The organism is Leptospira ognonensis, from assembly GCF_004770745.1.
In the GTDB taxonomy this organism is placed as follows: Bacteria; Spirochaetota; Leptospiria; order Leptospirales; family Leptospiraceae; genus Leptospira_A; species Leptospira_A ognonensis.
In genome coordinates this window covers 70,708-93,020 of the sequence record NZ_RQGD01000002.1, presented here as the reverse complement: position 1 = coordinate 93,020, position 22,313 = coordinate 70,708, and the positions used below count along the sequence as shown (strand labels likewise).

Annotated in this window: 17 protein-coding genes and 1 tRNA gene; 10 read left to right on the top strand and 8 right to left on the bottom strand. The window is 39.8% G+C overall.

All coding sequences use genetic code 11. The features are described from left to right. The first annotated feature begins 34 nt into the window (after positions 1 to 34). Positions 35 to 823, top strand: a complete 789-nt coding sequence (locus tag EHQ58_RS00530; protein WP_135621383.1) for a helix-turn-helix transcriptional regulator — start codon at positions 35 to 37, stop codon at positions 821 to 823. Here the strand turns inward: EHQ58_RS00530 and EHQ58_RS00525 are convergent. The 3 genes from EHQ58_RS00525 to EHQ58_RS00515 form a co-directional block, all read right to left on the bottom strand. After that, complete coding sequence (locus tag EHQ58_RS00525; protein ID WP_135621382.1) at positions 820 to 1,362, bottom strand: Mpo1 family 2-hydroxy fatty acid dioxygenase; 543 nt, start codon at positions 1,360 to 1,362, stop codon at positions 820 to 822. The genes EHQ58_RS00530 and EHQ58_RS00525 overlap by 4 nt on opposite strands. Before the next feature lie 85 nt (positions 1,363 to 1,447). Beyond that, the gene (locus EHQ58_RS00520) at positions 1,448 to 3,178 is read right to left on the bottom strand and encodes a 4-alpha-glucanotransferase (RefSeq protein ID WP_135621381.1); all 1,731 of its coding nucleotides are present in this window, start codon (positions 3,176 to 3,178) and stop codon (positions 1,448 to 1,450) included. 5 nt (positions 3,179 to 3,183) lie between these two features. Beyond that, positions 3,184 to 4,248 carry a class I fructose-bisphosphate aldolase gene (locus tag EHQ58_RS00515; protein ID WP_135621380.1) on the bottom strand — a complete coding sequence of 355 codons (1,065 nt, stop codon included), beginning with the start codon at positions 4,246 to 4,248 and terminating at the stop codon, positions 3,184 to 3,186. A gap of 102 nt (positions 4,249 to 4,350) precedes the next feature. On the opposite strand from EHQ58_RS00515, the gene EHQ58_RS00510 reads away from it, so the two are divergent. From EHQ58_RS00510 to EHQ58_RS00475, 8 genes are all read left to right on the top strand, one after another. Next, on the top strand, positions 4,351 to 5,214 hold the full coding sequence (locus EHQ58_RS00510; RefSeq protein ID WP_135621379.1) for a sensor histidine kinase: 864 nt from the start codon (positions 4,351 to 4,353) through the stop codon (positions 5,212 to 5,214). Next, a complete protein-coding gene (locus EHQ58_RS00505; protein ID WP_135621378.1) occupies positions 5,211 to 5,891 on the top strand; it encodes a response regulator transcription factor in 681 nt (226 codons plus the stop codon). The genes EHQ58_RS00510 and EHQ58_RS00505 overlap by 4 nt, the downstream gene beginning before the upstream one ends. Then, a complete protein-coding gene (locus EHQ58_RS00500; protein WP_246046995.1) occupies positions 5,864 to 6,670 on the top strand; it encodes a hypothetical protein in 807 nt (268 codons plus the stop codon). Before EHQ58_RS00505 ends, EHQ58_RS00500 begins: the two co-directional genes overlap by 28 nt. 181 nt (positions 6,671 to 6,851) lie before the next feature. Then, positions 6,852 to 11,993 (top strand): PAS domain S-box protein, encoded by a 5,142-nt coding sequence (locus EHQ58_RS00495; protein ID WP_135621377.1) that lies wholly within the window; start codon positions 6,852 to 6,854, stop codon positions 11,991 to 11,993. Continuing rightward, entirely contained in the window at positions 11,994 to 12,398 is a 405-nt protein-coding gene (locus EHQ58_RS00490) for a response regulator (RefSeq protein WP_135621376.1), read from the top strand. 190 nt (positions 12,399 to 12,588) lie between these two features. Then, entirely contained in the window at positions 12,589 to 14,049 is a 1,461-nt protein-coding gene (gene glnA / locus EHQ58_RS00485) for a type I glutamate--ammonia ligase (protein ID WP_135621375.1), read from the top strand. A gap of 117 nt (positions 14,050 to 14,166) precedes the next feature. Next, a tRNA-Met gene (locus EHQ58_RS00480) sits at positions 14,167 to 14,243 on the top strand. A 19-nt stretch (positions 14,244 to 14,262) separates the two neighbouring features. Beyond that, the gene (locus EHQ58_RS00475; protein WP_135621374.1) at positions 14,263 to 14,550 is read left to right on the top strand and encodes a Cys-rich protein; all 288 of its coding nucleotides are present in this window, start codon (positions 14,263 to 14,265) and stop codon (positions 14,548 to 14,550) included. Between the two features lie 20 nt (positions 14,551 to 14,570). On the opposite strand, the gene EHQ58_RS00470 is transcribed toward EHQ58_RS00475, so the two are convergent. After that, positions 14,571 to 17,348, bottom strand: a complete 2,778-nt coding sequence (locus tag EHQ58_RS00470) for a chromosome segregation SMC family protein (protein ID WP_135621373.1) — start codon at positions 17,346 to 17,348, stop codon at positions 14,571 to 14,573. Positions 17,349 to 17,423: 75 nt separating this feature from the next. Between EHQ58_RS00470 and EHQ58_RS00465 the strand changes: the two genes are divergently transcribed. Next, positions 17,424 to 19,274 carry a motility associated factor glycosyltransferase family protein gene (locus EHQ58_RS00465; protein WP_135621372.1) on the top strand — a complete coding sequence of 617 codons (1,851 nt, stop codon included), beginning with the start codon at positions 17,424 to 17,426 and terminating at the stop codon, positions 19,272 to 19,274. On the opposite strand, the gene EHQ58_RS00460 is transcribed toward EHQ58_RS00465, so the two are convergent. Genes EHQ58_RS00460 through smpB form a run of 4 tightly spaced genes read right to left on the bottom strand, consistent with a single transcriptional unit; the run spans position 19,238 to position 22,313 of the window. Next, positions 19,238 to 19,867 (bottom strand): hypothetical protein, encoded by a 630-nt coding sequence (locus EHQ58_RS00460; RefSeq protein ID WP_135621371.1) that lies wholly within the window; start codon positions 19,865 to 19,867, stop codon positions 19,238 to 19,240. The two genes, EHQ58_RS00465 and EHQ58_RS00460, sit on opposite strands and share 37 nt — an antisense overlap. Beyond that, the gene (gene plsY / locus EHQ58_RS00455) at positions 19,857 to 20,480 is read right to left on the bottom strand and encodes a glycerol-3-phosphate 1-O-acyltransferase PlsY (RefSeq protein WP_246046994.1); all 624 of its coding nucleotides are present in this window, start codon (positions 20,478 to 20,480) and stop codon (positions 19,857 to 19,859) included. Before plsY ends, EHQ58_RS00460 begins: the two co-directional genes overlap by 11 nt. Further along, positions 20,452 to 21,828 (bottom strand): ribosome biogenesis GTPase Der, encoded by a 1,377-nt coding sequence (gene der, locus EHQ58_RS00450; RefSeq protein ID WP_135621370.1) that lies wholly within the window; start codon positions 21,826 to 21,828, stop codon positions 20,452 to 20,454. The genes plsY and der overlap by 29 nt, the downstream gene beginning before the upstream one ends. Further along, complete coding sequence (gene smpB / locus EHQ58_RS00445) at positions 21,825 to 22,313, bottom strand: SsrA-binding protein (protein ID WP_135621369.1); 489 nt, start codon at positions 22,311 to 22,313, stop codon at positions 21,825 to 21,827. Before smpB ends, der begins: the two co-directional genes overlap by 4 nt.

Here is a 22,313-nt window from a genome sequence, read left to right as displayed (position 1 = left end):
TTGCAATCTATTGAATTAAATCTAAGATAGGGGAATGGATTCTGAAAAGTTGGGAAGTCTTTTTTATTTCGGTGAGAGAATTTTACTCGGGTGTAGAGGGCTTGTCACTGAGTCGCATTCGCACTATGCCGTATCTCTTCTCCTGACTCAGAGAAATACGTTTCAAATACTCGAAAGGAATGGCATTCCTTATGAATGCGATGCCATACTCATTGCTCCTAATCATTACCATGCACTTCTTGCTGAAAATTCCGATATGATCGTCTTGCAGTTTGATCCAAAAAGTTCCGACTACAAATCGATTAAAAATTCTTTGGGTAAGGAAAGAACCCGAAGGTTTAAACGAGATTTGTTTTTAGACTTAATTCCCCAACTCGACCAACTGCTCGCAGGTAACATGGACTGCTCTCAGGCAAATACCCTATATTATAATATTTTAAATCGCTTTGGCATGGAAAATTCCCAAGAGTTAGAACAAAATGAACGAATGAAATCTGCTTTGAAATTGATTGAAAGTCGATTACCTGAGCCCATAGGAGTATCAGATCTAGCTTTACAAATAGGGATTTCAGAAGACAGATTCATGCACTGGTTCAAAGAACAGTTTGGGATTCCACTTAGACAATACCTCTTATGGAAACGATTGCATATTGCAGCCAGGCTACTCCAAACTGGTACTAATTTAACGGATGCGTCACACGCAGCAGGCTTCTCAGACCAATCTCATTTGAGTAAAACATTTAAAAAAATGTTTGGAGTACCGCCTTCTCGCTTCCTTGGAAGAAGCGAGAATTTTCGAGTTTGCTTTTGCACAAAATTTTAAGCAGACTGAAGCTTAGAGAAGTCTTTCCAGACACCACGATTTTTTAACTCTTGTTCAATGGCATCTTTTAAATCTTTTCTATAACCTAACTCAAAGTATACATCTGCAACAACAAACAAAGGAGCGGAAACGAGCGCCTGAAATAGATTATCAAAGAGAGCGGGTCTACTCTTTTCAAAAATAAAGTGTCCATAAAATTGTGCTCCCCACCCAAGGATCTGCCCGGCACCAAAAAGAGACCAAGCCATTTCAGGTGTCATGGACCTGGTTAGATACTCCGCAAGTACGAACAAGGCACCAAACAGAACGCTGGAGGTTAAGGCAAATAAAAAATCAAGACTGAAATAATAAGCAAGAATGCCCACAACGAAAATAGCAGATGCAGACACATCAATACTTGCCAAAGTAAATAAGTGAAAACGACTTAAAACCAAAAACAAAGTAAATGAAATCGTCGGAACTCCAAGGACATGAATCCATACATTCCTTTTTTCTTGGTGGTAGGCCGAATAAAAGGCCATTTCTTTTGCAAATCTCATACTAAAATCTCTCCTCGTTGATTGGATTGATTCTAATACAAAAGAAAAGATCCTACTTGTATGAATCTGCTAAAGGTAAAAAAAATTAGCATCTTTCTGATTCGAGAATCATTTTTCGAAGGGTCTGAGAGAGTTCCTTGTCCTCTTGGAGGTCTTCGATCGTAAATCGAAACCGATAGGTCCAATTGCGTGCATTTTCTGTTCCTGGAACATTGATCCTATGAAGAGCAGGATCCTCCAACATTCCGTAGACTGGCTTAAAGAGCAAATCTTGGAGCAGATGGATGGAAAAAAGGCTATTTGTGGCAAGGGCAAACTGAATCAGTCCGAGCAGGACTTCTTGATCGTCCTTTGGTAGAGCAAGGCCTCTTTCCAAGAAAAAGAAGGATTCTGCATAGTCCTTTTCTCCGCCTGTTAAACTTTTCCACCAATCGAGCGCTAAAGAAGTATCGTGAGTGGAAAGTACGCTAATAGCCGTTTGTCTGTAACCTTCCGCTGGAATGTAACTTCCATCGTCTAAACTTCTCGTCCATCGAATCACATCGATGCCAAGAGTTTCTCTCTCCTTCAAAGAATCGCGAATGAATCCCGGAACAGACCCAAGATCTTCAGCACAAGCAATCATACCAGAAAAAAGGTCTAAGGCATCCAGAATTTCCTCTCCAGCCTGCTTCCACTCCTTTTCATTTAAGTGTAAATTGTGATGGCTCAGTGGGTAAAAATCTTTTTTAATTTCTTCGGGCAAGGCTTGGTAAGCGGGGTCCTTCCAAAAATCCCAATAAAAGATAAAGTGGTCTTTATAAATTTCGTGGATCAGGCCAAGTTCGACGAAGGTCTCTGGCGCGAGTCCCAAGGCTTCAAATTCCGACCTTGCTGTGCCTTGCTGAGGATGGAACCATCCTTTCCTGGCTGTTTTTTCCGTTTTTGGGATGGCCCAAATTCGGTACATTCCGATGACATGGTCTATGCGGTACAAATGAAAAAAATGTTCTAAGTAGGTAATGCGTTCTTTCCACCAGCGAAAGTTTGTTTTGCGAAGCTCAGACCAGTTTAAAACAGGAAATCCCCAGTTTTGTCCGTCGTCGGAAAACGCATCTGGCGGTGCTCCCGCTTGTAAATCTAAATCGAAATATTCAGGGTATTCCCAAACATCCGCGGAATTCCGCGATGTGAGTATGGGCATATCTCCTTTTAAATAAACACCAAGCTCCTCCAACTCCTCCTTGGCCCGACTTAACTGGTCATAGGCTATGGACTGCAGAAACGCATAAAATAAAGCATCTAACTTCCTCTTTCCAAATATCTGTTCTTTGGCAGACGTTGCATTTTTATGCTCGCTTGCCCAATCCATCCAATCTTTACCTTCATACTGATCATATAACACACGAAAGGCACAGTAACCATATGCCCAAGGAAAGTTTGAAAGGAAGTCGAGTGCTTTTTTGGAATTTGACTCGATATCTGCTTCGAATATCTTTTTTAACTCAGCTAACTTAAGTTCTCGTATTCGAGTATGATTGATAAAGTGGGTAACCAGTGTTTTTTTTCTAGAAACGATACTTGATCCTAACGCTTTTAACGAAATGTAAATCGGATCTATGGCAAAAGCTGAGATGGAACTGTAGGGAGAAGTATCTCTGCCTGTATCATTCAAGGGAAGGATTTGAAGGATCGAAAAACCCGCATCCTTAATGAATCTTCCTAGCGGAACAAGGCTAGCAATGTCACCGCATTCGAAGGAATGATGCGTAAGAATAGAAGACAGGGGAATGAGTACCCCTGCCCTTCTCTTTAAGATAGGATGATCATGGACCAAAAAATTTAGGCAACCGTGATTTCTTTACTTAGATACACATCCTGGATCGCATTTAAGAGAGCCACGCCTTCTTTCATCGGCTTCTGAAATGCTTTTCTTCCGGAGATGAGTCCCATACCACCAGCACGTTTGTTGATGATGGCAGTTTTTAATGCATCCTGCAAATCGTTTTCCCCGGAGGCACCACCTGAATTGATAAGGCCGGCTCTTCCCATATAACAATTTGCAACCTGGTATCTTGTTAGATCAATCGGGTGGTCTGATGATAGGTCTGTATAAACGCGCTTATCCGTTTTTCCGTAACTTGATTCCGTATTCAATACATTATAACCACCATTATTCTCTGGTAGTTTTTGTTTGATGATATCAGCCTGAATGGTGACCCCGAGATGGTTCGCCTGGCCTGTTAAATCGGCGGAAACATGATAGTCTTTGTCTTTTTTGAAAGCAGAGTTTCTCACATAACACCAAAGTATCGTAGCCATTCCAAGTTGATGTGCCATATCGAAGATTTTTGAAATCTCAACGATCTCTCTACCAGAATCATCAGAGCCAAAATAAATCGTTGCACCAATCGCAACACAACCTTGGTCATACGCTTGTTTTACGGTCGCAAATAAAATTTGTTCGCTTTTATTTGGAAACGTAAGAAGTTCATTGTGATTGATTTTCAAAATGAAAGGAATCTTATGTGCATACTTTCGGGAAACAGAACCAAGAACACCCAAGGTAGAGGCGACTGCATTGCATCCACCTTCAATAGCTAATTTAATGATATTTTCGCCATCAAAGTAAATTGGATTCTTTGCGAACGATGCGCCTGCCGAATGTTCAATCCCTTGGTCTACAGGTAGGATGGAAAGGTATCCGGTATTTCCGAGCCTGCCACTCCCAAGAAGGGTCTGGATGCTGCGAAGGACAGGCACGGACCTGTCGGTTGGTGAAAAAATTCTGTCTACCCAATCTGCCCCTGGCACATGCAAAAGCTCTTTTGCAATTTTTGGTTGGTTGAATCCTAAAAGGTATTCGGCGTCTTTGCCTATTTGTTTCGAAATTTCGTCGAAGTTCAAAGTGGTACTCCTTGCCTATGTAAAATATCTAGTAAATCCGAGGTGACAACCTCTTTTTGGTATGGGGAGCGAAAACGATTGAAAGGTTCTGCAAAATTTAGAATGATATTTGCCTTATCCTGGCTCACCTTGACTCTTTCCCTTGGGGTCTGGTGGTGGATTCTTGGACTCAGGCAAGCGAGGACGATCTCGGAAATCTCCACAAATGATAAAAGTCATGAAGAGCTAAGTCGTGTGAGCAGAATGTTAAAACTCGAAGGTTCATTTTTTTTATTCATGTTAGGTGTCGGAGGCGTGACACTGGCCATGTTTTCCTATCGAGATTATAAGCGTGCCCTTCTCATCACTGATTTTTTCACAACTGTCACCCATGAAATGAAAACTCCGCTTGCTAGCTTGCAATTGCAAGTAGAGGGACTGATTGAGGATAATCCTAATTCCCCGATTACAAATAAATTTAAAAAACTATTAATTGAAAACAAGCGTATCGAATCAAGAATGGACAAGGCATTTTACCTCGCAAGTTTGATGCAGGGAGAAAAGCTCTTTCTGGAAAACTTTCGGTTTTCAGAATTATTTCGAGGCTTACAAGATGAGTTTCCGATCTTAAAGCTTTCCATGGAAATGGATTCGGAACCAAATTTATACGGTGACAAGAAAGCATTGGAATCGATACTTAAAAATATCTTTGAGAACTCTATGCGCCACGGCCAAGCGAGTGAAATTCATATTCAAGTTACAAAATATTCTGATAAAAAAGTAAATATTAGAATCATAGATAATGGCATGGGATTCCATGGAAATTGGAAGGAAATTACGACTCCCTTTATGCGTCATACCAACACAAGCGGAACTGGAATCGGATTGTACATAGCGAAAAAGCTTTTAGAAAAAATGAATGGAAAACTAACACTTGCTCCATCAGAAATTGGCTTTACCGCCATTCTTACCTTAAACTTTACATGAAGCCTAGCATACTAATCGTTGAAGATGATGAAAGTCTAGGAGATACATTGCGAGAACGACTCGAAAAGGAGAGTTACCGCGTCTTTTGGGCTAAAAATGTAGGTGATGCGAAATCTACATTTTCGAAGGAAAATCCTCAGATAGTAATCCTTGATTTGCGTTTGCCTGATGGAAGTGGATTTACGGTTGCGGAATACATCAAGGCCAACTCGCCATCGACTCCTTTTCTATTTTTGACCGCGCAAGCGGGAGCCCAAGAAAGATTAAAAGGCTTTGAGCTCGGTGCTCATGAATTCATTCCAAAACCCTTTCATCTCAAAGAATTGTTGATCCGTCTCGATCTAGTTGTCAAACGAACCCAAAAAACCTTCGGCAAAGACTGGCTGACAGGTGAAATTGAAATCCATTTGGATTCCTTCTCGATCAAAAAACCAGATGGGGAGGTCATTTTTTTGTCCAAACGGGATTGCCTCCTCTTAGAACTCCTTTTGACAAAGCCTTCGCATGTATTTAGCCGTGATGAAATCTTAGATAAGGTCGTTGGCGAAGACGCATTTCCCACCCAGAGGACCATTGACAATGCGATCGTGAGACTCCGCGAGACATTGGGAGAACAATCCATTAGAAACGTGCGTGGTGTTGGATACCAATGGGTGGCCCCTCTCACTCCGCTTTAATTGCCTTCTTGGCTCTCATTGAATTTCCTTTTTCGGCCGATACTTTCTATGTGATCGCCTTGGTACGCATCCTTTTGACTCTCATTCTATTTCTGGTCTCTACCTCACAAGCTTCTGCTTGGGAAACCGACATAGATTATAATTATGAATATGAAAAGAACGGACCGTATACAAAATTTTCCGACTGGGTTCCCTATAAGTTACATAAGTGGGATCCAAAATATTTAGAAGACTACTACGAGTTGTACAACCTCAAACAGCACTACAACGACAATGAACTTCGAAAGAATATTTATTTTTTGAAAGTGGCACTGACAAAACGATTCCGCCATCCAAAAAATGCATTATGCGAAACTAAGACAGAAGATGCTTATTATAAGTATCGTAATTTAATGTTCATGCATATCAATTTAGGTATTATGAGATCTTATATGCGCCTCGCTTCCAAGTTTGATAAAAGACATTTATATTTTTACAATCTTGACTTTGCTCATGAATTAAAAAATTCATTTGGGATCGCAGAAGGATTTTATAAAGAAGCCATTCCTTACTGGAACCGTGCCCAAGAGTATGCCGATAGAGCCAATGAAGTTCCGATCGACTTAGATCTTGGTACAATAGAAACAGAAAGATATGAAATTGTTACTGGAAAACTCGATTTCGGACACATAATAGAAAACCATTTACTCCGCCTAACAGGAAAACAAAAGTTAGTAAATGAATATTTGACCAAATATCCTGAAGCCGACAAGCCCGCTCTTGAACTCGGTAGCAACTAATTTAGATACATTCTAAAAAGAAAAAAATTTTGGAATAAATTGACACATCTATCTTATTAATTTAGTAAAAGGCACGTAGACATCGCATAAAAAATTCCAATAAAAGATTACTGAAATTATTCACTTGCATTCTTCGTTTTATATTCTCACGCTCACTTTCTAGAACTTATTTTTCAAATTCATGGAAGAAAAAATAGAGGATTTCAAAGTGATTGGCATCGGAGCCTCGGCTGGCGGCTTAGAAGCACTTCAAAACTTCCTGTCCCACCTTCCTTTAGATTTGAAGGAACATGCATTCATCATCGCTCAACATGTAAGTCCGACTTATAAGAGCATGCTTGTCCAATTGCTGAGTAAGGTAGCAAGCATACCAGTTCAAGAAGCAGAAAATGATGCTGAGCTAAAACCAGGATTTATATACATCACCCCACCAGATACGGAAATCATACTAGCGTCTGGAAAATTTGTGTTAAGGAAACCAAACTACACCGCCGGTCCAAAACCTTCCATTGATCTCTTATTTCATTCCATAGCGGAAAATTATAAAACAAGGGCCATTGGCATCATTCTCTCTGGCACGGGCACGGATGGAACCGTTGGTATTTCCAACATCAAGTCAGAAGGTGGGTTCACAATCGTTCAAGATCCAAGGACAGCCAAATTTGATGGAATGCCGATTTCGGCCCTTGAATCTGGTAAAGTTGACCTTACTTTACCTCCTGAAGATATGGGGGAACAAATTCAATCCCATATAAAAAAACCTTTTGTTTCGCAATCAGGTCCTGAGATACAAGACTGGGATTCATCCGCAATGTATCAGATTTTGCGATCTCTTTCAAAAATAAAAGGAACGGATTTTTCCAATTACAAACAAACAACGATCAGTCGGAGAGTTGAAAAACGTATAGAATTTTTAAAATTACCAAACGTCGAAGCATATCAAATATTTTTGGAAGAAAATCCTGAGGAATATGAAACTCTTTTTGAAACCATTTTGATTGGAGTCACCTCTTTTTACCGAGATGAAGATGCTTTTATTAGCATTCAAGAATATCTAATTGCAATCATCGATGGGAAGTCAAAGGGAGATACAATACGGATCTGGACACCAGGATGTTCAACAGGAGAGGAAGCATATAGTATAGCGAGTATTATCGCAAATATACTCAAAGAAAAAATAACTCAATATAGCATCCAAATCTTTGCGACTGATATCGATGAAAAAGCCATTGCTTTTGCTAGAAAAGGAGTCTATCCGAATACCTCTTCTTTCTTGTTTAAGTCCGTAGATGATAGCTCCTTTTTGATCCGAAAAGAGGAGTCTTTCGAAATCTCAAAACAAATTCGTTCCATGGTATTATTCACCAAGCATGATCTAACTAAAAATCCTCCCTTTTTGAAATTAGATATGGTGATTTGTCGTAACTTACTCATTTACTTCGGACAAAATTTACAGCAACAAATCATCCCCCTCTTCCACTATGCATTAAATCCAAACGGAATCTTATTTTTAGGAAAATCAGAAACCATCGGTAATTTTACAGACCTGTTTGTTACCTTGGATGCCAAAAATAAAATCTACCAAAGGAAACGAGGCGGTGCGCTTCAAACCTTAAAACTAGCTGGATTTCGTCCCAACTCTACCATCCAAATTCCCGTAACAAGAACTGAACCTCTTCGAAAGGACTTAAGCCTCAGCGAGATGGTAAAAGAGACACTTTATAACACCTTCGATTTTCCCTACGTCATCATTACCGATAATTTTTCTATAGAATCCATCACTGGAGATATAAATTTATTCTTAAGCCTTCCCGAAGGAATCATGAACGCAAATATTCTAAACATGATTCGGCCAGAATTACAAGTTGAGCTCCGTTTTATCATAACAAAAGTAATACGAGAGAAGGAACCTCAAAAAAGTGAACTGATTCGATTTACGTCTGGCGAGAAAACATATCTGACAAGCATCAAAGTCAAACCTCTCCTTTATTCTCATAAAAACAATGATTTGTTCATGATCATCTTTGAAAATTACCCAACTAGAACAGATGTGGCGAATCCTAACAGATTAGGTAAGGGAGAAGAACAGAGCGAAAGAATCTTCACGCTTGAGAAAGAACTGACTACGACAAAAGAGCATCTACAAATCTATATCGAAGAATTAGAAACTTCAAACGAAGAATTGCAGTCTTTGAATGAAGAAGTGCAATCTACGAATGAAGAATTGCAATCTACAAATGAGGAGCTTGAAACAACGATTGAAGAGCTTCAGTCCACAAATGAAGAAATTCAAATCGCATATTCAGAATTGAAATCGGCAAATGATGAACTCTCGAGAAAAGATAATTTACTGAAGATTAAAGAATCAAGCCAAGCAGCCCTTCTTAATAACTCTCTGCAAGCATTCATCTTAACAGATAAGCTCTATAATGTTTTGGCTTTTAATGATAAGGCTAGGTTAACGTTTGCGCTCCTTTTTAGAAAGTCTCTTCGACTTGGCGAAAATGTAATCGACGTTCTAAGCCGGACTATTTTTCCTTCATTGGATGAAGATCTTGTTCGTTTAGAGAGCGGTGAAATCATCTCTGGTGAGACCAAGATAGAAAATCATGATACGGAGCAGATCTATTTAGCTTATAATTTTTCTCCCGTTTTGGACCTGTCTCAAAATGTGACCATAATCTCCATTTCATTCCTAGATATCACTCACACAAAGCGAACAGAGAAAAATCTCCGTAAAGCTGATAGTTTATTGAAATCCATTTTCGATGCTGTTGAGACAGGTATCTGTATCACAGATAGTCACGGAAACTATATTGATTTGAACAAAGCGTACTGCGATATCTACGGATATACAAAAGATGAACTTTTAGGAAATTCTTTTACCATGGTGGTACTCCCTGAGCATTGTTCTTCTGTTCAAACGTTACACGATCGGTTTATCGCAGGAGAGGAAGAATTTCCAAAAGAGTGGATTGTTCAAAAAAAGGACGGCAGTCCCATTGACGTTTTTGCAAATGCGAAACTCCTCATCGAGCCTGATGGAACAAGATACCGAGTCACATCCGTTCGAGATGTCACAGAAAAAAATAAATATAAGCGGTTGTTACACGAAACGCAAGAAATGACCCACGTAGGTGGATGGGTATATGATCAAATTAAAAACTCTCTCTCTTTAACCAAAGAAACCTATCATCTTTTCCATCTACCTGAAAACAGCACTCAGGACATGAATGCCATTGCCTCATTATTCGGTGAATCAGAAAAGGATCGTTTGCTAAAACATTTCCATCTTGCTGTCAAAGAAAACTTACCTTTTGACTTGTTGTTATCTTATGAAGACAAGCTAGCACGAAAATTTTGGTATCGCGCCATTGCAACCCCTCCTTCCAATCCAGATCACTCCAAAGTCATATTCGGTTCGTTTCAAGACGTAACAGAACGAATCAATTATGAACTCCAAATCCAGGAAACCAATGAGCTTTTAGAACAAACAAACGAGACCGCTAGGGTTGGCGGTTGGGAATATGATCCAATTACGAATGAAAACAAATGGACTAAAGTAACGCACGAAATACACGAAGTAGAGCCTGGATACATACCAAAAGTTGATGAAGGGATACTCTTTTATAAAGAAGGATACGATCGAGATAGGATTAAATTTTTATTCAATGAACTCATGCTTAAGGGGGTTCCATTCGATGAAGAATTCGAAATCATTACTGCCAAAAACAATCTTAAGTGGGTGAGAGCAACAGGCCGAGCCTCCTTCGAGAACGGAAAATGCGTGCGTCTTTATGGAGCCTTCCTTGACATTCATGAGATGAAAAAATCTTCGGAAATGACCCGACTGGCAAAGGAAAGATATGATTTTCTGGCTAAAGCTTCCAACGAGGCCATTTGGGATTGGGACATAGATGAAAATCGTGTGTATCTCGGAGAAGGTTTCCGTTCCGTTTTTGGTTTTCAATCTGCAGATGAATTTAAAATCTTCAGCGAATGGACAAACGAAATCCATCCAGAGGATCGTGATAAAGTTCTCGCCTCCTATCATAAGTTAATCCAATCGGAAGATGAAAACCAGCTAACGATTGAATATCGTTACAAAAAAGAAAAAGGCGAGTATGCATCCGTAGTATGTCGCTGTTATGTGATTCGAGATGAAACGAAAAAAGCCGTTAGGATTGTGGGCGCTCTACAAGATTTTACCAAGAAAAAGGAAGAAGAACATCGATTAAGGCTATTAGAATCCGTTATCACAAATTCTAGTGATAGCGTACTCATCACCGAGGCGGAACCTTTTTCCCTTCCCGGTCCGAGAATCGTTTATGTAAACCAAGCATTCACAAAAATGACAGGTTATACTGCCGAGGAAGCGATCGGGCGAAGTCCGCGTTTCTTGCAAGGTCCAAAAACGGATGTTGTGGAACTTAAAAAATTACGTATGGCCATGGAAAAATGGGAGCCCTGTGAGGTTCAGATTCTCAATTATAAAAAGGATGGAGAAGAATTTTGGAACCATTTCTCAGTTTTCCCCATTGCGAACGAAGTTGGTTGGTTTACACATTGGATTGCCATAGAAAAGGATGTGACAAAGAAGAAACTCGAAGATGTGGAAAAGGAAAAGCTAATCGCAGAATTGACCCAGAACAATAAGGACTTAAAACAGTTCACCTACATTACCTCGCATAATTTGCGAGCACCACTCTCAAATCTAACAGCCGCACTCAATATCATTGATGATATACCGATTGCAGACGCCATCCTTTCTACCCTACTCAAAGGCATACGGATATCAACTAGTAACCTAAACCAAACGATTGAGGATTTGATTAAAATATTGATCATTCGCGATAGCCCTGCATTGGAACAATCTGAACTTATCCTAAAACATATTTTCGATACCGTGTGTTCTCAGATTCAAAATATCATTGATGGAAGCGGTGCAGAAATAAAAACTTCTTTCGAAGAAGTTACGACTCTAACCTTTAACAGGTCTTATCTCGAAAGCATATTCTTAAATCTACTGACGAATGCGATCAAATATCGATCACCCAATAGGAAGTTAAAAATTAATATTCATTCGAGCGTTCAGTTTGGATTCTATAAAATTTCATTTAGTGACAACGGTCTTGGTATTGATCTAGCTAAGCATAAAGATAAGGTTTTTGGCCTATACCAAAGATTTCATAACTTACCAGATAGCAAGGGCCTTGGTCTCTATTTAGTAAAAACTCAAATCGAATCCCTGGGTGGTATGATAGAAGTCGAGAGCGAAGTCGATGTTGGATCAAAATTTACACTCATAATAAAAGGCGAATGAATGAAAACAGTACTCTGTATAGATGATGATCCGATTTCCCTAAGCATTCACGAAATCATCATCAAACAAACAAAATTTTGCGAACACACGGTCACAATGATTAACGGTCAGGATGCGTTGGATTATTATGAAAACCTTAGAACCACTGGTGACGACACTTCTCCTGAAATCATATTCTTAGATTTGAATATGCCAGTTCTTGATGGTTGGGGATTTTTGGAAAGATTCGATTCCCTTTACTTCTCTCATTTCCCTAAAACGGAAATTTATATACTCTCCTCTTCTGTTGATCCTTCGGATAAATTGCGTTCGGAAGCCTTTCCCTTTGTGAAGGACTTTATTTCTAAGCCCATTACGAAGGAGATTTTAAATAAAATTAGGTTGAGTAACAAGGAAAGCAATTAGGTTAACATATGAGCGAAATGCCTACCTAAAGAGCATTTTGTATACCATTGAAGCTGTGCTCCCCCAGCAATCTGCTTAGAAATTCCACGAATCCCTTAAAATAAGGGAAGCTTAAAATGGTATAAATCTTGCAATCTTAAGTGCAACCAGATTAGAATCAGAAACGTACCTCTGAACGAAGGAGAAAAAAATGCAGTTCGCAACCCCTAAATTTACTTCCGGAAAGGAAGTGGTTGAGTTTGCCAAGAAAAATGGAGTTATATTCTTCGATTTCCGTTTCACGGACATCAAAGGAATATGGCATCACGTTTCTTACTATGTGAATTCTGTAAACGAAGACACTTTTAAAGGGATCCCATTTGATGGATCTTCAATCGCCCGCTGGCAGCCAATCAATGCATCCGATATGCAACTTCATCCAGATATCGGATCATCATTCTTGGACCCATTCACAGCCGACAAAACGCTAGTTATGTTTTGTGATGTTTGGGATATTTACAAAAAAGAATACTATGAAAAGTGCCCGCGTTCGATAGCAAAAAAAGCTCTCGAATATATGAAAACGACTGGGATTGCTGATACAGCATTCTTTGGACCAGAAAATGAATTTTTCGTTTTTGATAGCTTGAGAGTTCGTGATGAAATCAATTGCCAATACTACGAGCTAGACTCGACAGAAGGCATTTGGAACACGCACACGGAAATTCCTGGAAACGTAAACACTGGAAAGATCAATTTCAATTCAGGACATAGACCTGGAACAAAAGGTGGTTACTTCCCAGTTGCTCCTGTTGACTCACAAGTAGATCTTCGTGCTGAATTTGTAAAAACATTAGAAGCTATCGGCATGGAAACTTTTGTGGTTCACCATGAAGTGGCGCAAGCTCAAGGTGAAATCGGTGTTAAATTCGGAACCTTGATCGAAGCTGCAGATAACGTTCAAAAGTTAAAGTATGTCGTTAAGATGATTGCTCATCAGCATGGAAAAACAGCAACGTTTATGCCAAAACCACTTTTCGGTGATAATGGAAACGGTATGCACGTTCACCAATCCCTTTGGAAAGATGGTAAAAATCTTTTTGCAGGTGGAAAATACCAGGGTCTCTCCGATATTGCTTTAAATTACATCGGTGGTGTTCTTAAGTATGCTCGCGCTTGTGCTGCTTTTACTAATGCATCAACGAACTCTTACAAACGTTTGATTCCAGGTTTTGAAGCTCCATCTATTCTTGCATATTCTGCACAGAACAGATCTGCTTCGTGCCGTATACCGTTTGTTAGTGGTGAAAAAGCGATTCGTGTTGAGTTCCGCTTTCCTGATTCAACCGCAAACCCTTATCTAGCTTTCAGTGCGATGTTGATGGCTGGACTTTCTGGAATCAAAGAAAAAATCGATCCAGGTCCTTCAAGAGACGAAGACTTATTCGAACTTTCTTTGGATGAGATTCGTGAAAAAGGAATCCGTCAAATGCCGCACACTCTTCGTGAAGCTGTTGAGGAGATGTTGGTTCAGAAAGAAGTCTTCAAACAAGGAAATGTGATGTCGGAAACTTTCCTTCAAACATACCAGCACTATAAGTTTGAGACGGAGATTTGGCCTTGGGAAGGACGTCCTCACCCATACGAATTTCTTACAACTTATTCCTGCTAAGGATAAAAAAACCCTGCTACAAAGCAGGGTTTTTTTTTGCCTTTACCACAAAGATCGACTGGAAAAAATGGCGAGTAAGGCTAAAGATTTGGCCTTACCAAACGATCTAATGGATAGGGCGAGGTAGCTCAGATGGTTAGAGCACAGGATTCATAACCCTGAGGTCACGGGTTCGACTCCCGTCTTCGCTACCAAGATCGAGAGGAAAAAACTATGAAAAAAACAGTTTTGGTGTTTTCTGGAGCTCTGCTCCTACTTCTTTCCAGTGGGCTTTTCGCCGCAGACTTTCCTAAATGTAAAGAAGCATGTGACAGATACTATTCCTGCACACTTTCCGTGAATCCAAATGCTACAGAAGAACAAAAAAGCATGCTTAAAAAAGGCTGTGACTTCAACTGCAATAAAGCAAAATACTACAACAAAATCGCTGGTTGCCTAAGCCAAGGCGAAAACTGCAAGACTTTCAGTTCTTGTATCATCAAGGAAATGCAAGCTAAGTAGCTTGCATTTCCATTCCTACTTCATTCCGTTCCGGTCTTTGGAAGTTGTTTCGTAAATGACTTCGCTTCGTCCAGTCTGAGCGAAACAATTTTCGAAATCCCAGGCTCCTCGTTTGTCACTCCAAAAATCGCATTGGCCCTTGAAATCGTTGATTGCGCGTGAGAGACGACAATGAACTGGGTTTTGTCTTTAAATCTGTCTAAAATCTGGCAGAAGCGAAGTTTATTGGCTTCGTCGAGTGCCGCGTCGATCTCATCTAGAAAACAAAACGGACTCGGTTTCACCATATAGATTGCAAATAACAATGCAATGGCGGTAAGTGATTTTTCGCCACCAGAAAGCAATCTCAGATTCTGAACATGTTTGCCCGGTGGCTCTGCCATAATCTCAACTCCAGAGTTCAGTGAATCTTCCTTCTCCGTTAACTCCAAAGTGGCACGTCCTCCGTTGAATAAGGTCGAGAAAGTTTCTTGGAAGTTCGCTTTGATTTTTTCAAAGGTTTCTTGGAATAATTTTTCAGATTCCTCGTTGATTCGTTTTAATACTTCCTCTATATCCCTCTTCGAACTTTCGATGTCTGACTTTTGCTTTTGATTGTGTTCAAAAATTTCTTTGATGTTGCGATATTCTTCAATGGCAAGCGGATTGATCGATCCTAACAACTGTATTTCCGATTTGGACGATCTCAGTTTCCTTTCCTCTGCTTTTTGGTCAAGGGAGAGCTCCCTCTTCTCTACTTCGAGTTCCGTATCCGTAATTGAATAATCATTATATAATTCTTCAATCACCGAATCAATTTGTACTTTTAATCCTGAAGAAAGGCGTTCTTTCTCGGAAAGAAGCGGCAATAGGGTTTGGAAAACTTCCTGATTTTTAGAAATATTAGATTTCAGTCCTTGGATTTCATCAAGTAACCCTTGCAAGGTTGCCTTTTCAGATTCCAAAATTTTACTCATGGATAAAAATTCTTGGTAAGACTCTTCAATTTCCTTTTCTAAGGATAGAACTTCCTTTTCCAAATGATCTCTTTTTTCACGAATGCCTGCTTCCTGGTCTTTCGTTGAAGCAACCCGTTTTTGAATCTCAACGAGCCTTACTTCTAAATCTTTAGATTGACGGTTATAATTTTCAATGCGCCCTTGAGTCTCGAGCATTCTCTTTTCTAGATCGACAATCGAGTTTTTGGTCTCATCCAAACTTCCTCTAAAGATAACAATCGAGGCCTGGCACTCTCGAATATTGCGCGTTAAATTTTCATTTTCGAGAAGAAGGTCTTCAATCTCCTGGTCTACGATTTCCTTTTTGGAAAGCACACCATCTTTGTCAAAAAGCAAATCGCGAAAGCTATCTTCACGTTCTAAAAATCCGGCCAATTCTCCACGATAGTAATTTAGATCAATCTTAGAAAGTTCCTTCGAAACTTCTAAGAATTGTCCATCTTGCAATAAACTTAACGAGGATTCTAGCAACTTCTGATAGGAATCAAGACTTGAGAGTAGTATGCTTTTGTCTTCATTTCTTTTTTGTTCTGAGCCTTGGGATTCCTTTTTTTTGTTTTCTAACTCTTGAATGAGTTCCTGTATAATTTGTTTCTGACTTTCTCTAAGGGTTATATGACGTTTTTCATTTTCAAGGATGCGGGATTCTTTTTGAGATATCTGCTCCTCTTCGCTTTTGATTTGGCCTTCAATGTAAAGTTTGAGTTCAATTAGCTTTTGAATTTCTACACCAAGCTGGATTTGGATTTCTTTCTCATGATCCACTTCCGAATCGATATTCTTTCGTTCTATTTCAAGTTTGCTTGTAGAATCGCTTTCTTCATTGAGAAGGAGCGAAATCTCAGCTAGTCTCACATCATATTCAGCGATAAAGGTTTTGTTTTTTGAGATCTTCTCTTTCTGGATTTGCGTTCGGCTAAGATGATCAAATAATTTCTTATCGATATCTGCGATTTCTCTTTCCTTTACTTCCTTGGATCTTTCTTTTTCTGAAATCTGGTTTGTTTCGTCTTGGATTTGGGAGAGAATATTTTTATTTTTATCACGAATGTCCATTAACTCTTCATCGGACTTTTTCATGCGCTTTTTATAATCGGTAAGTTTCAGGTACCTAAGATTTTTATCCGATTCATCTAGATCTTGTTTGAGTTTAAAATAGGACTCTGCTTTTTCGGATTGTTTTTCTTTGACTTCCATTTCTTTGAGCATGGAACCCATGATGTCTTGGATACGAAGTAGATTCTGCTTGGTATCGTCTAGCTTCTTCATCGCTTCTTTTCGATCCAATTTGAAACGCGAGACACCCGCTGCCTCTTCAAAGATTGCCCTTCTTTCTTCCGGTTTGGAATTTAAAATTTGGTCTACTCTTCCTTGCTCTAAAATCGAATAACTCGATTTCCCGATTCCTGTATCCAGTAAGGTTTTTTCAACATCCTTTCTGGCAGACCTGATGTCGTTTAAATAGTATTCGTTTTCTCCATCTGGATAAAGTCTACGGGTAATTTTTACAGACGGATAATCAATGTTAAAGTAATGGTCTTGGTTGTCAAAAAGAATGGACACCTCAGAAAAACCTGCGGCTCGCCTATTCTCGGTTCCGTGAAAGATGACATCATCCATTTTTTCGCCGCGCAGCCCCTTGGCACTCTTTTCTCCAAAGACCCATTTTACGGAATCGACAATATTTGATTTTCCACAACCATTGGGACCAACCACGGCTGTAAAACCAGGGTCAAAGGCAATTTCTGTTTCGTCTGCGAAAGTCTTGAATCCAACAATATGTAAGCTTTTTAGGTGCATAATTTGACTTGTTCTTTGCCTACGTTTCCCGGTTGACAACCCCGTGAGACATAAGAATAAACTTTAGATAGTATTATGTCCCAAAATAACGATACCATTTCCAGTAAAATTTTTGAACACAAACCATACTTGCGAAATTATTTCAAAGATTGGGATACCACTCACTTATGGGACATAATTCCCACAAAGGCAAACGGAGAGTATTATGTCTCATATAACGGGGAGGCATTGGCATCAAAGGTAGCTCCAGACAAACAAGCCGAAAGACTTTTAGAATCACATAACATAAAAGAGACGGACGTTGTGATCCTGCTTGGAATGGGAAACCCACAATTACTTACGCGGATCAATGCTTTACTTTCTCCAGGCCAAATCTTCGTGATGCTAGGTGATGATCCTGCACTCATTCCCCTTCTCTGGGAAAAAATCCTTGCTCGCGTAATGTCCGTTCCAGGCAGACATATCTTTGCAGGTGATGCCTTCCTCGGTATGGGACTCAACTACTTAGAGGCACTACCCATTGACCGTGTGAGCGGACTCAAAGTCATAAAGAACACGAGTGACCTTTCAAGAACTACTTTTTTTTCAGAAATAGAGTCACGCATCCAATCTGTATTCTCAGCAAAGATGAGTGACCTACTTACAAAGTTTGAATTTGAAAGACTTTGGGTCAAAAATTCAATATGGAATCTCTTACAAGTTTCAAAGACGCCTCCATACCGCTTTCAAATCTCTGACCTAAAGGACAAATTGTCCGGAGTCTCAGCCTTACTTGTTTCTGCGGGTCCAAGTCTACGAAAAAGCCTACCTATCATCGAAAGGATAAGAGACAAGGTTTTTGTCTTATCATGCGATACTTCCTTAAAGGTTCTTTTGAAGGCAGGCATCATTCCTGATGGAGTCGTCACTCTTGATGCCCAAACCAATTCCTTCTTTCATTTTATGGGGGAAGATTTAAAACAAATTCCACTCTTCGCCGATCTTGTCAGTTCGCCGACGCTCCTTCGAGAATCTATGTTTCAATCCGTCATCCATTCCGTTACTGCCAAATTTCAAGTGGATGCGGAAGGAAGTTTGGTCAGAGAAGTGACGGCCGGAGGAGAACTCGCGGATTCCGTATTTGATCAGGTAGGCGATATCCAGTCGGGCGGAAGTGTCGCCACAACTGCTTTTGATATGTTACGGTTTATGGGATTCGAAGAAATTTATTTTGTGGGTCAAGACCTTGCCTACTCCGGAAGGGAGATTCATTCCACAGGGACCCACCATAATGAAAAATGGTTAACGCTCGTAAATAGAAAGCAAAGCCTAGAACGAATCAACGAAGTGATCATTCGAAAAAGAGAGACCAAGGAAGTACCATCTTGCAACGGAAAGACAGTACTTACAGATTATGTTTTAGAACTCTACAGACATTGGTTTGAAGAATCAGCAAAAACCGTTTCCATGAAACTGATCAACTTAAACGAGGACGGCGCAAAAATAGAAGGATTTCAAAATCTTCTGCCAGAAAACGGAATTGCGCCTTTATTATCGAAGCCTAACCATAATTATCCGTGGCATCAATTTGAAGCATGGAAAACCATTAAAGGGGAAAAACCGAGACAGAAGGATCGGATTAAAAGAGCAAGTGCTCTCCACCGTGAAATTCAAAACGATTTAAAATTCGTTGAGGATGGCATGAAAGAATGGGAAATGATTGATTTGGATTCTGTATACTTGCAAGAAACACCTCTTTGGATCTGGCTAAGAAATCAAACTTATCTTAGGCGAATGGTAAGAAAGACGGAAATCTACTTACTCCGGCATAAAGATTTAAATACTAACAGGAAAAATACGATCCTGATCCAATCTCTTAAAAAAGAAATTCATTATTTAAAAAGAAGCATTTATCCGATCAATGATTGGTTTTCAACAAATGGGTGAAAGATAGTATCTTCTGCGTATTCAGGAAAATAGTCAAAAAAAAGTTTTTGTGAAACAACTCGGTAGTGTAAAGGATTTGCAGCTGCAAATTTTTCTGTAAAACTGAGTTCCGGAAGCTGGTGAAAATTGATCCGTTCTTCGAAATTGATAAAATCTCGCCTGCTTAAATCTGGCCGTACTTCGGTCACCACATCTTTTAACATATTCCAATCTAGTTTGAAAGTCATACGTGCACCACGAAATGCGGGCGACCTTTCAATTAAATTTACAAGTCGTTTGATGGGGCAGTCTTTTAAGTAATAAGGAGAAACGAAAACCTTGATAAATTTTGCCGATACTCCCAGTGGCTCCCAAAGTTTCGCATTGGTTAGATCTAATGTGGCTTCTTTTTTGATTTCTGCGAGAATGACATGCAGCTCAGGCATCTGTTTCTTTGCAGACATGAGATTATTAAATTCTTCGATTCCAAATTCACCGAAGTAGAGCCATTTGTAAAAATCTTGTATTTCTGCTTCGGGATGTGCTTCAGCAAAGCTAGTAGTTAGGAATAATTTTTCCTTATAAGTGAGAGAGGATTCTCTTTCAATTTGCATCCGGAACTGCCTTTAATTCTCTACCTTGTAACATGCGTTTGATATTTTCGCGATGAGTAAAAGTGATAAGGAAAAAAGTGGCAATTAAGACTAAAAAAATAATGGGAGAATATTCGGAACCAGGAAGCAACTTGGAAATACCTAAATACCAAAGCGGCATAGAAAGGGAAGCGACGATGGAACCCAGGGAAACAAAACCACTTACCTTATAAACGAGTACAAAGATGGCGACCGCACAGATCGTCACAAAGGGAACTAAAGTCATGTAAACGCCGAGTGCTGTTGCAACACCTTTGCCACCTCGAAACGAAAGAAAGGGAGTGTAAGTATGACCTAGTATCGCGGTTGTTCCTAGCAGGATTTGCGTTGCCGTAAGGGAAAAACCAGAATCGAAATAAGAGGCTCCGACGACAGGAATCGCACCCTTTAATGCATCGAGTAGTAAGACCAGTACTCCGTATTTCCAGCCGATCACCCGACCCACATTTGTGGCTCCAATGTTTTTGCTTCCATGTTCTCGGAGGTCAATTCCTTTGACCTTCTTTGCGAGGAGAAACCCGATCGGCAAACCGCCGATGAGGTAACTAGCTAGGATTGCGGGGAGAAGTATCATCTCGACCCTCCTTTGTTTCGTTTCGATTCCGAAGCTCGATCTCGAGACTGAGTCCCTCAAGGCCAAACTCACTTACTATACTCTTTCGGAAGAACGCTAAGATATTCGACGGAAAGAGCTTAGAATCATTAACAAAAAACAGCAATTTAAAAGGAACCTGGGAGACCTGAGTGGCATAATACACCTTGGGAGGCCTTCCCGACGCCTTCTGAACCTTATTTTTTCCCCTCCAGTTGGTAAGCCAGTCATTTAAAGCCCGTGTCGTTAGCTTTTTCTGCGACTTTTCAAAGAGCTCTATCGTCAATTCTAGGAGTTTATGGGTTCTCAGTTTTTCAGTGGCGGAGAGGGAAGTAATGGGACGCTCTTTTAAAATGGGAAGTCTTGATTCCAATTTCTCTTTGTATGCCTTCCAGGAATTGGATTCTTTCTCTGAAATCGCATCCCATTTGTTTACGGCAAGAATCATTGGTTTTCCCAATTCTTGGATTTCCCCGAAGATTTTTTTATCAAACTCGCCGAGACCTTTTGTGGCATCAAGTAATAGTATGACAACGTCCGCCTCGCCTAAGGCAAATAAGGTACGTTTATAAGAGTAAAATTCTAAACTTTCGCCACTTTTCGATTTTCGCCGAATGCCTGCCGTATCTATGATCTCAATTTTTTTTTCTTGGAACATGAATTGGCTATGAACAGAATCTCTCGTAGTTCCAGGAACTTCACTCACCACAGCACGCTTAAATCCTAAAAACGTATTGAGCAGACTTGACTTACCAGAATTTGGTTTTCCAATGATGGCAATGCGACAATATGGACTCTCGGGCGTCTTACTCGAATTAGGTAGTAAAAAATTAATCTTATCGTATAAAAGGGCAAAGTTTCTCCTACCCTGGGCTGCGATCGGCACAATTTCGTTAAGTCCGAGTTGGTAAAATGGTTCCAGATCATATTCATCAACATCACTATCTACTTTATTGATAACGGATAAAACAGGAATTTCTTTTAAGACTTCATCTTTTTTAAAGATCGCTACCAATTTATGATCATAAGGTCTCAAATCTTTATGATCAAGTACATGAATGATGAGATCACTGCGACGTAAGTGTTCAAATGAAATTTCAAGGATTTCTGTATTGATTTCATCTAAATTTTCTATATCAAGTCCAGGAGTGTCACAAAGATAAAAAGAAGACTTAAACTCACTTCTTTCTACTAACTTCTGTAAGACGTCGCGAGTGACACCAGGCGAGTTTTGCGTGATCGCACTTTGTGCACGGAGGAGCGCGTTAAATAGAGTGGATTTTCCCACATTTTGTCTTCCGACAATGGTAACGATCGGTAGACCTTTCATCTTCTTAATCTTTCCTTTACTGCACGTTCAATTTCGATTTTGGCTTCTTTCTTTTGAATATCATCGCGTTTATCAAATAATTTTTTTGGTTTTGCGAGCGCGACTTCAATTTTCACCAAACGGTTGTTTTTAAAATAACAACGAGTGCCAATGAGAACTAGCCCTTTCTCTTTCATGGCACGATCAATCTTTATGATCTCTTTAGCTTTTAATAATAATTTTCTAGAACGGATTTCAGGATGGTTTGCATAACCTCCGTCTTTATAGGGAGGAATCTGAAAATTTTCAAGGAAAACTTCGCCATTCCGAATCTTTGCAAAACAGTCTGTCAGATTTCCCTTTTTTTCCCGCAGGGACTTTACCTCGGAACCTGTAAGAACGATTCCTGCTTCAAACGTATCAAAGAGTTCAAAATTGAACCTTGCCTTCTTATTGATCAGGGGGTCTGTCGCCCGTGGTTTATCGTCCTTACTTGTTTTGCCCAT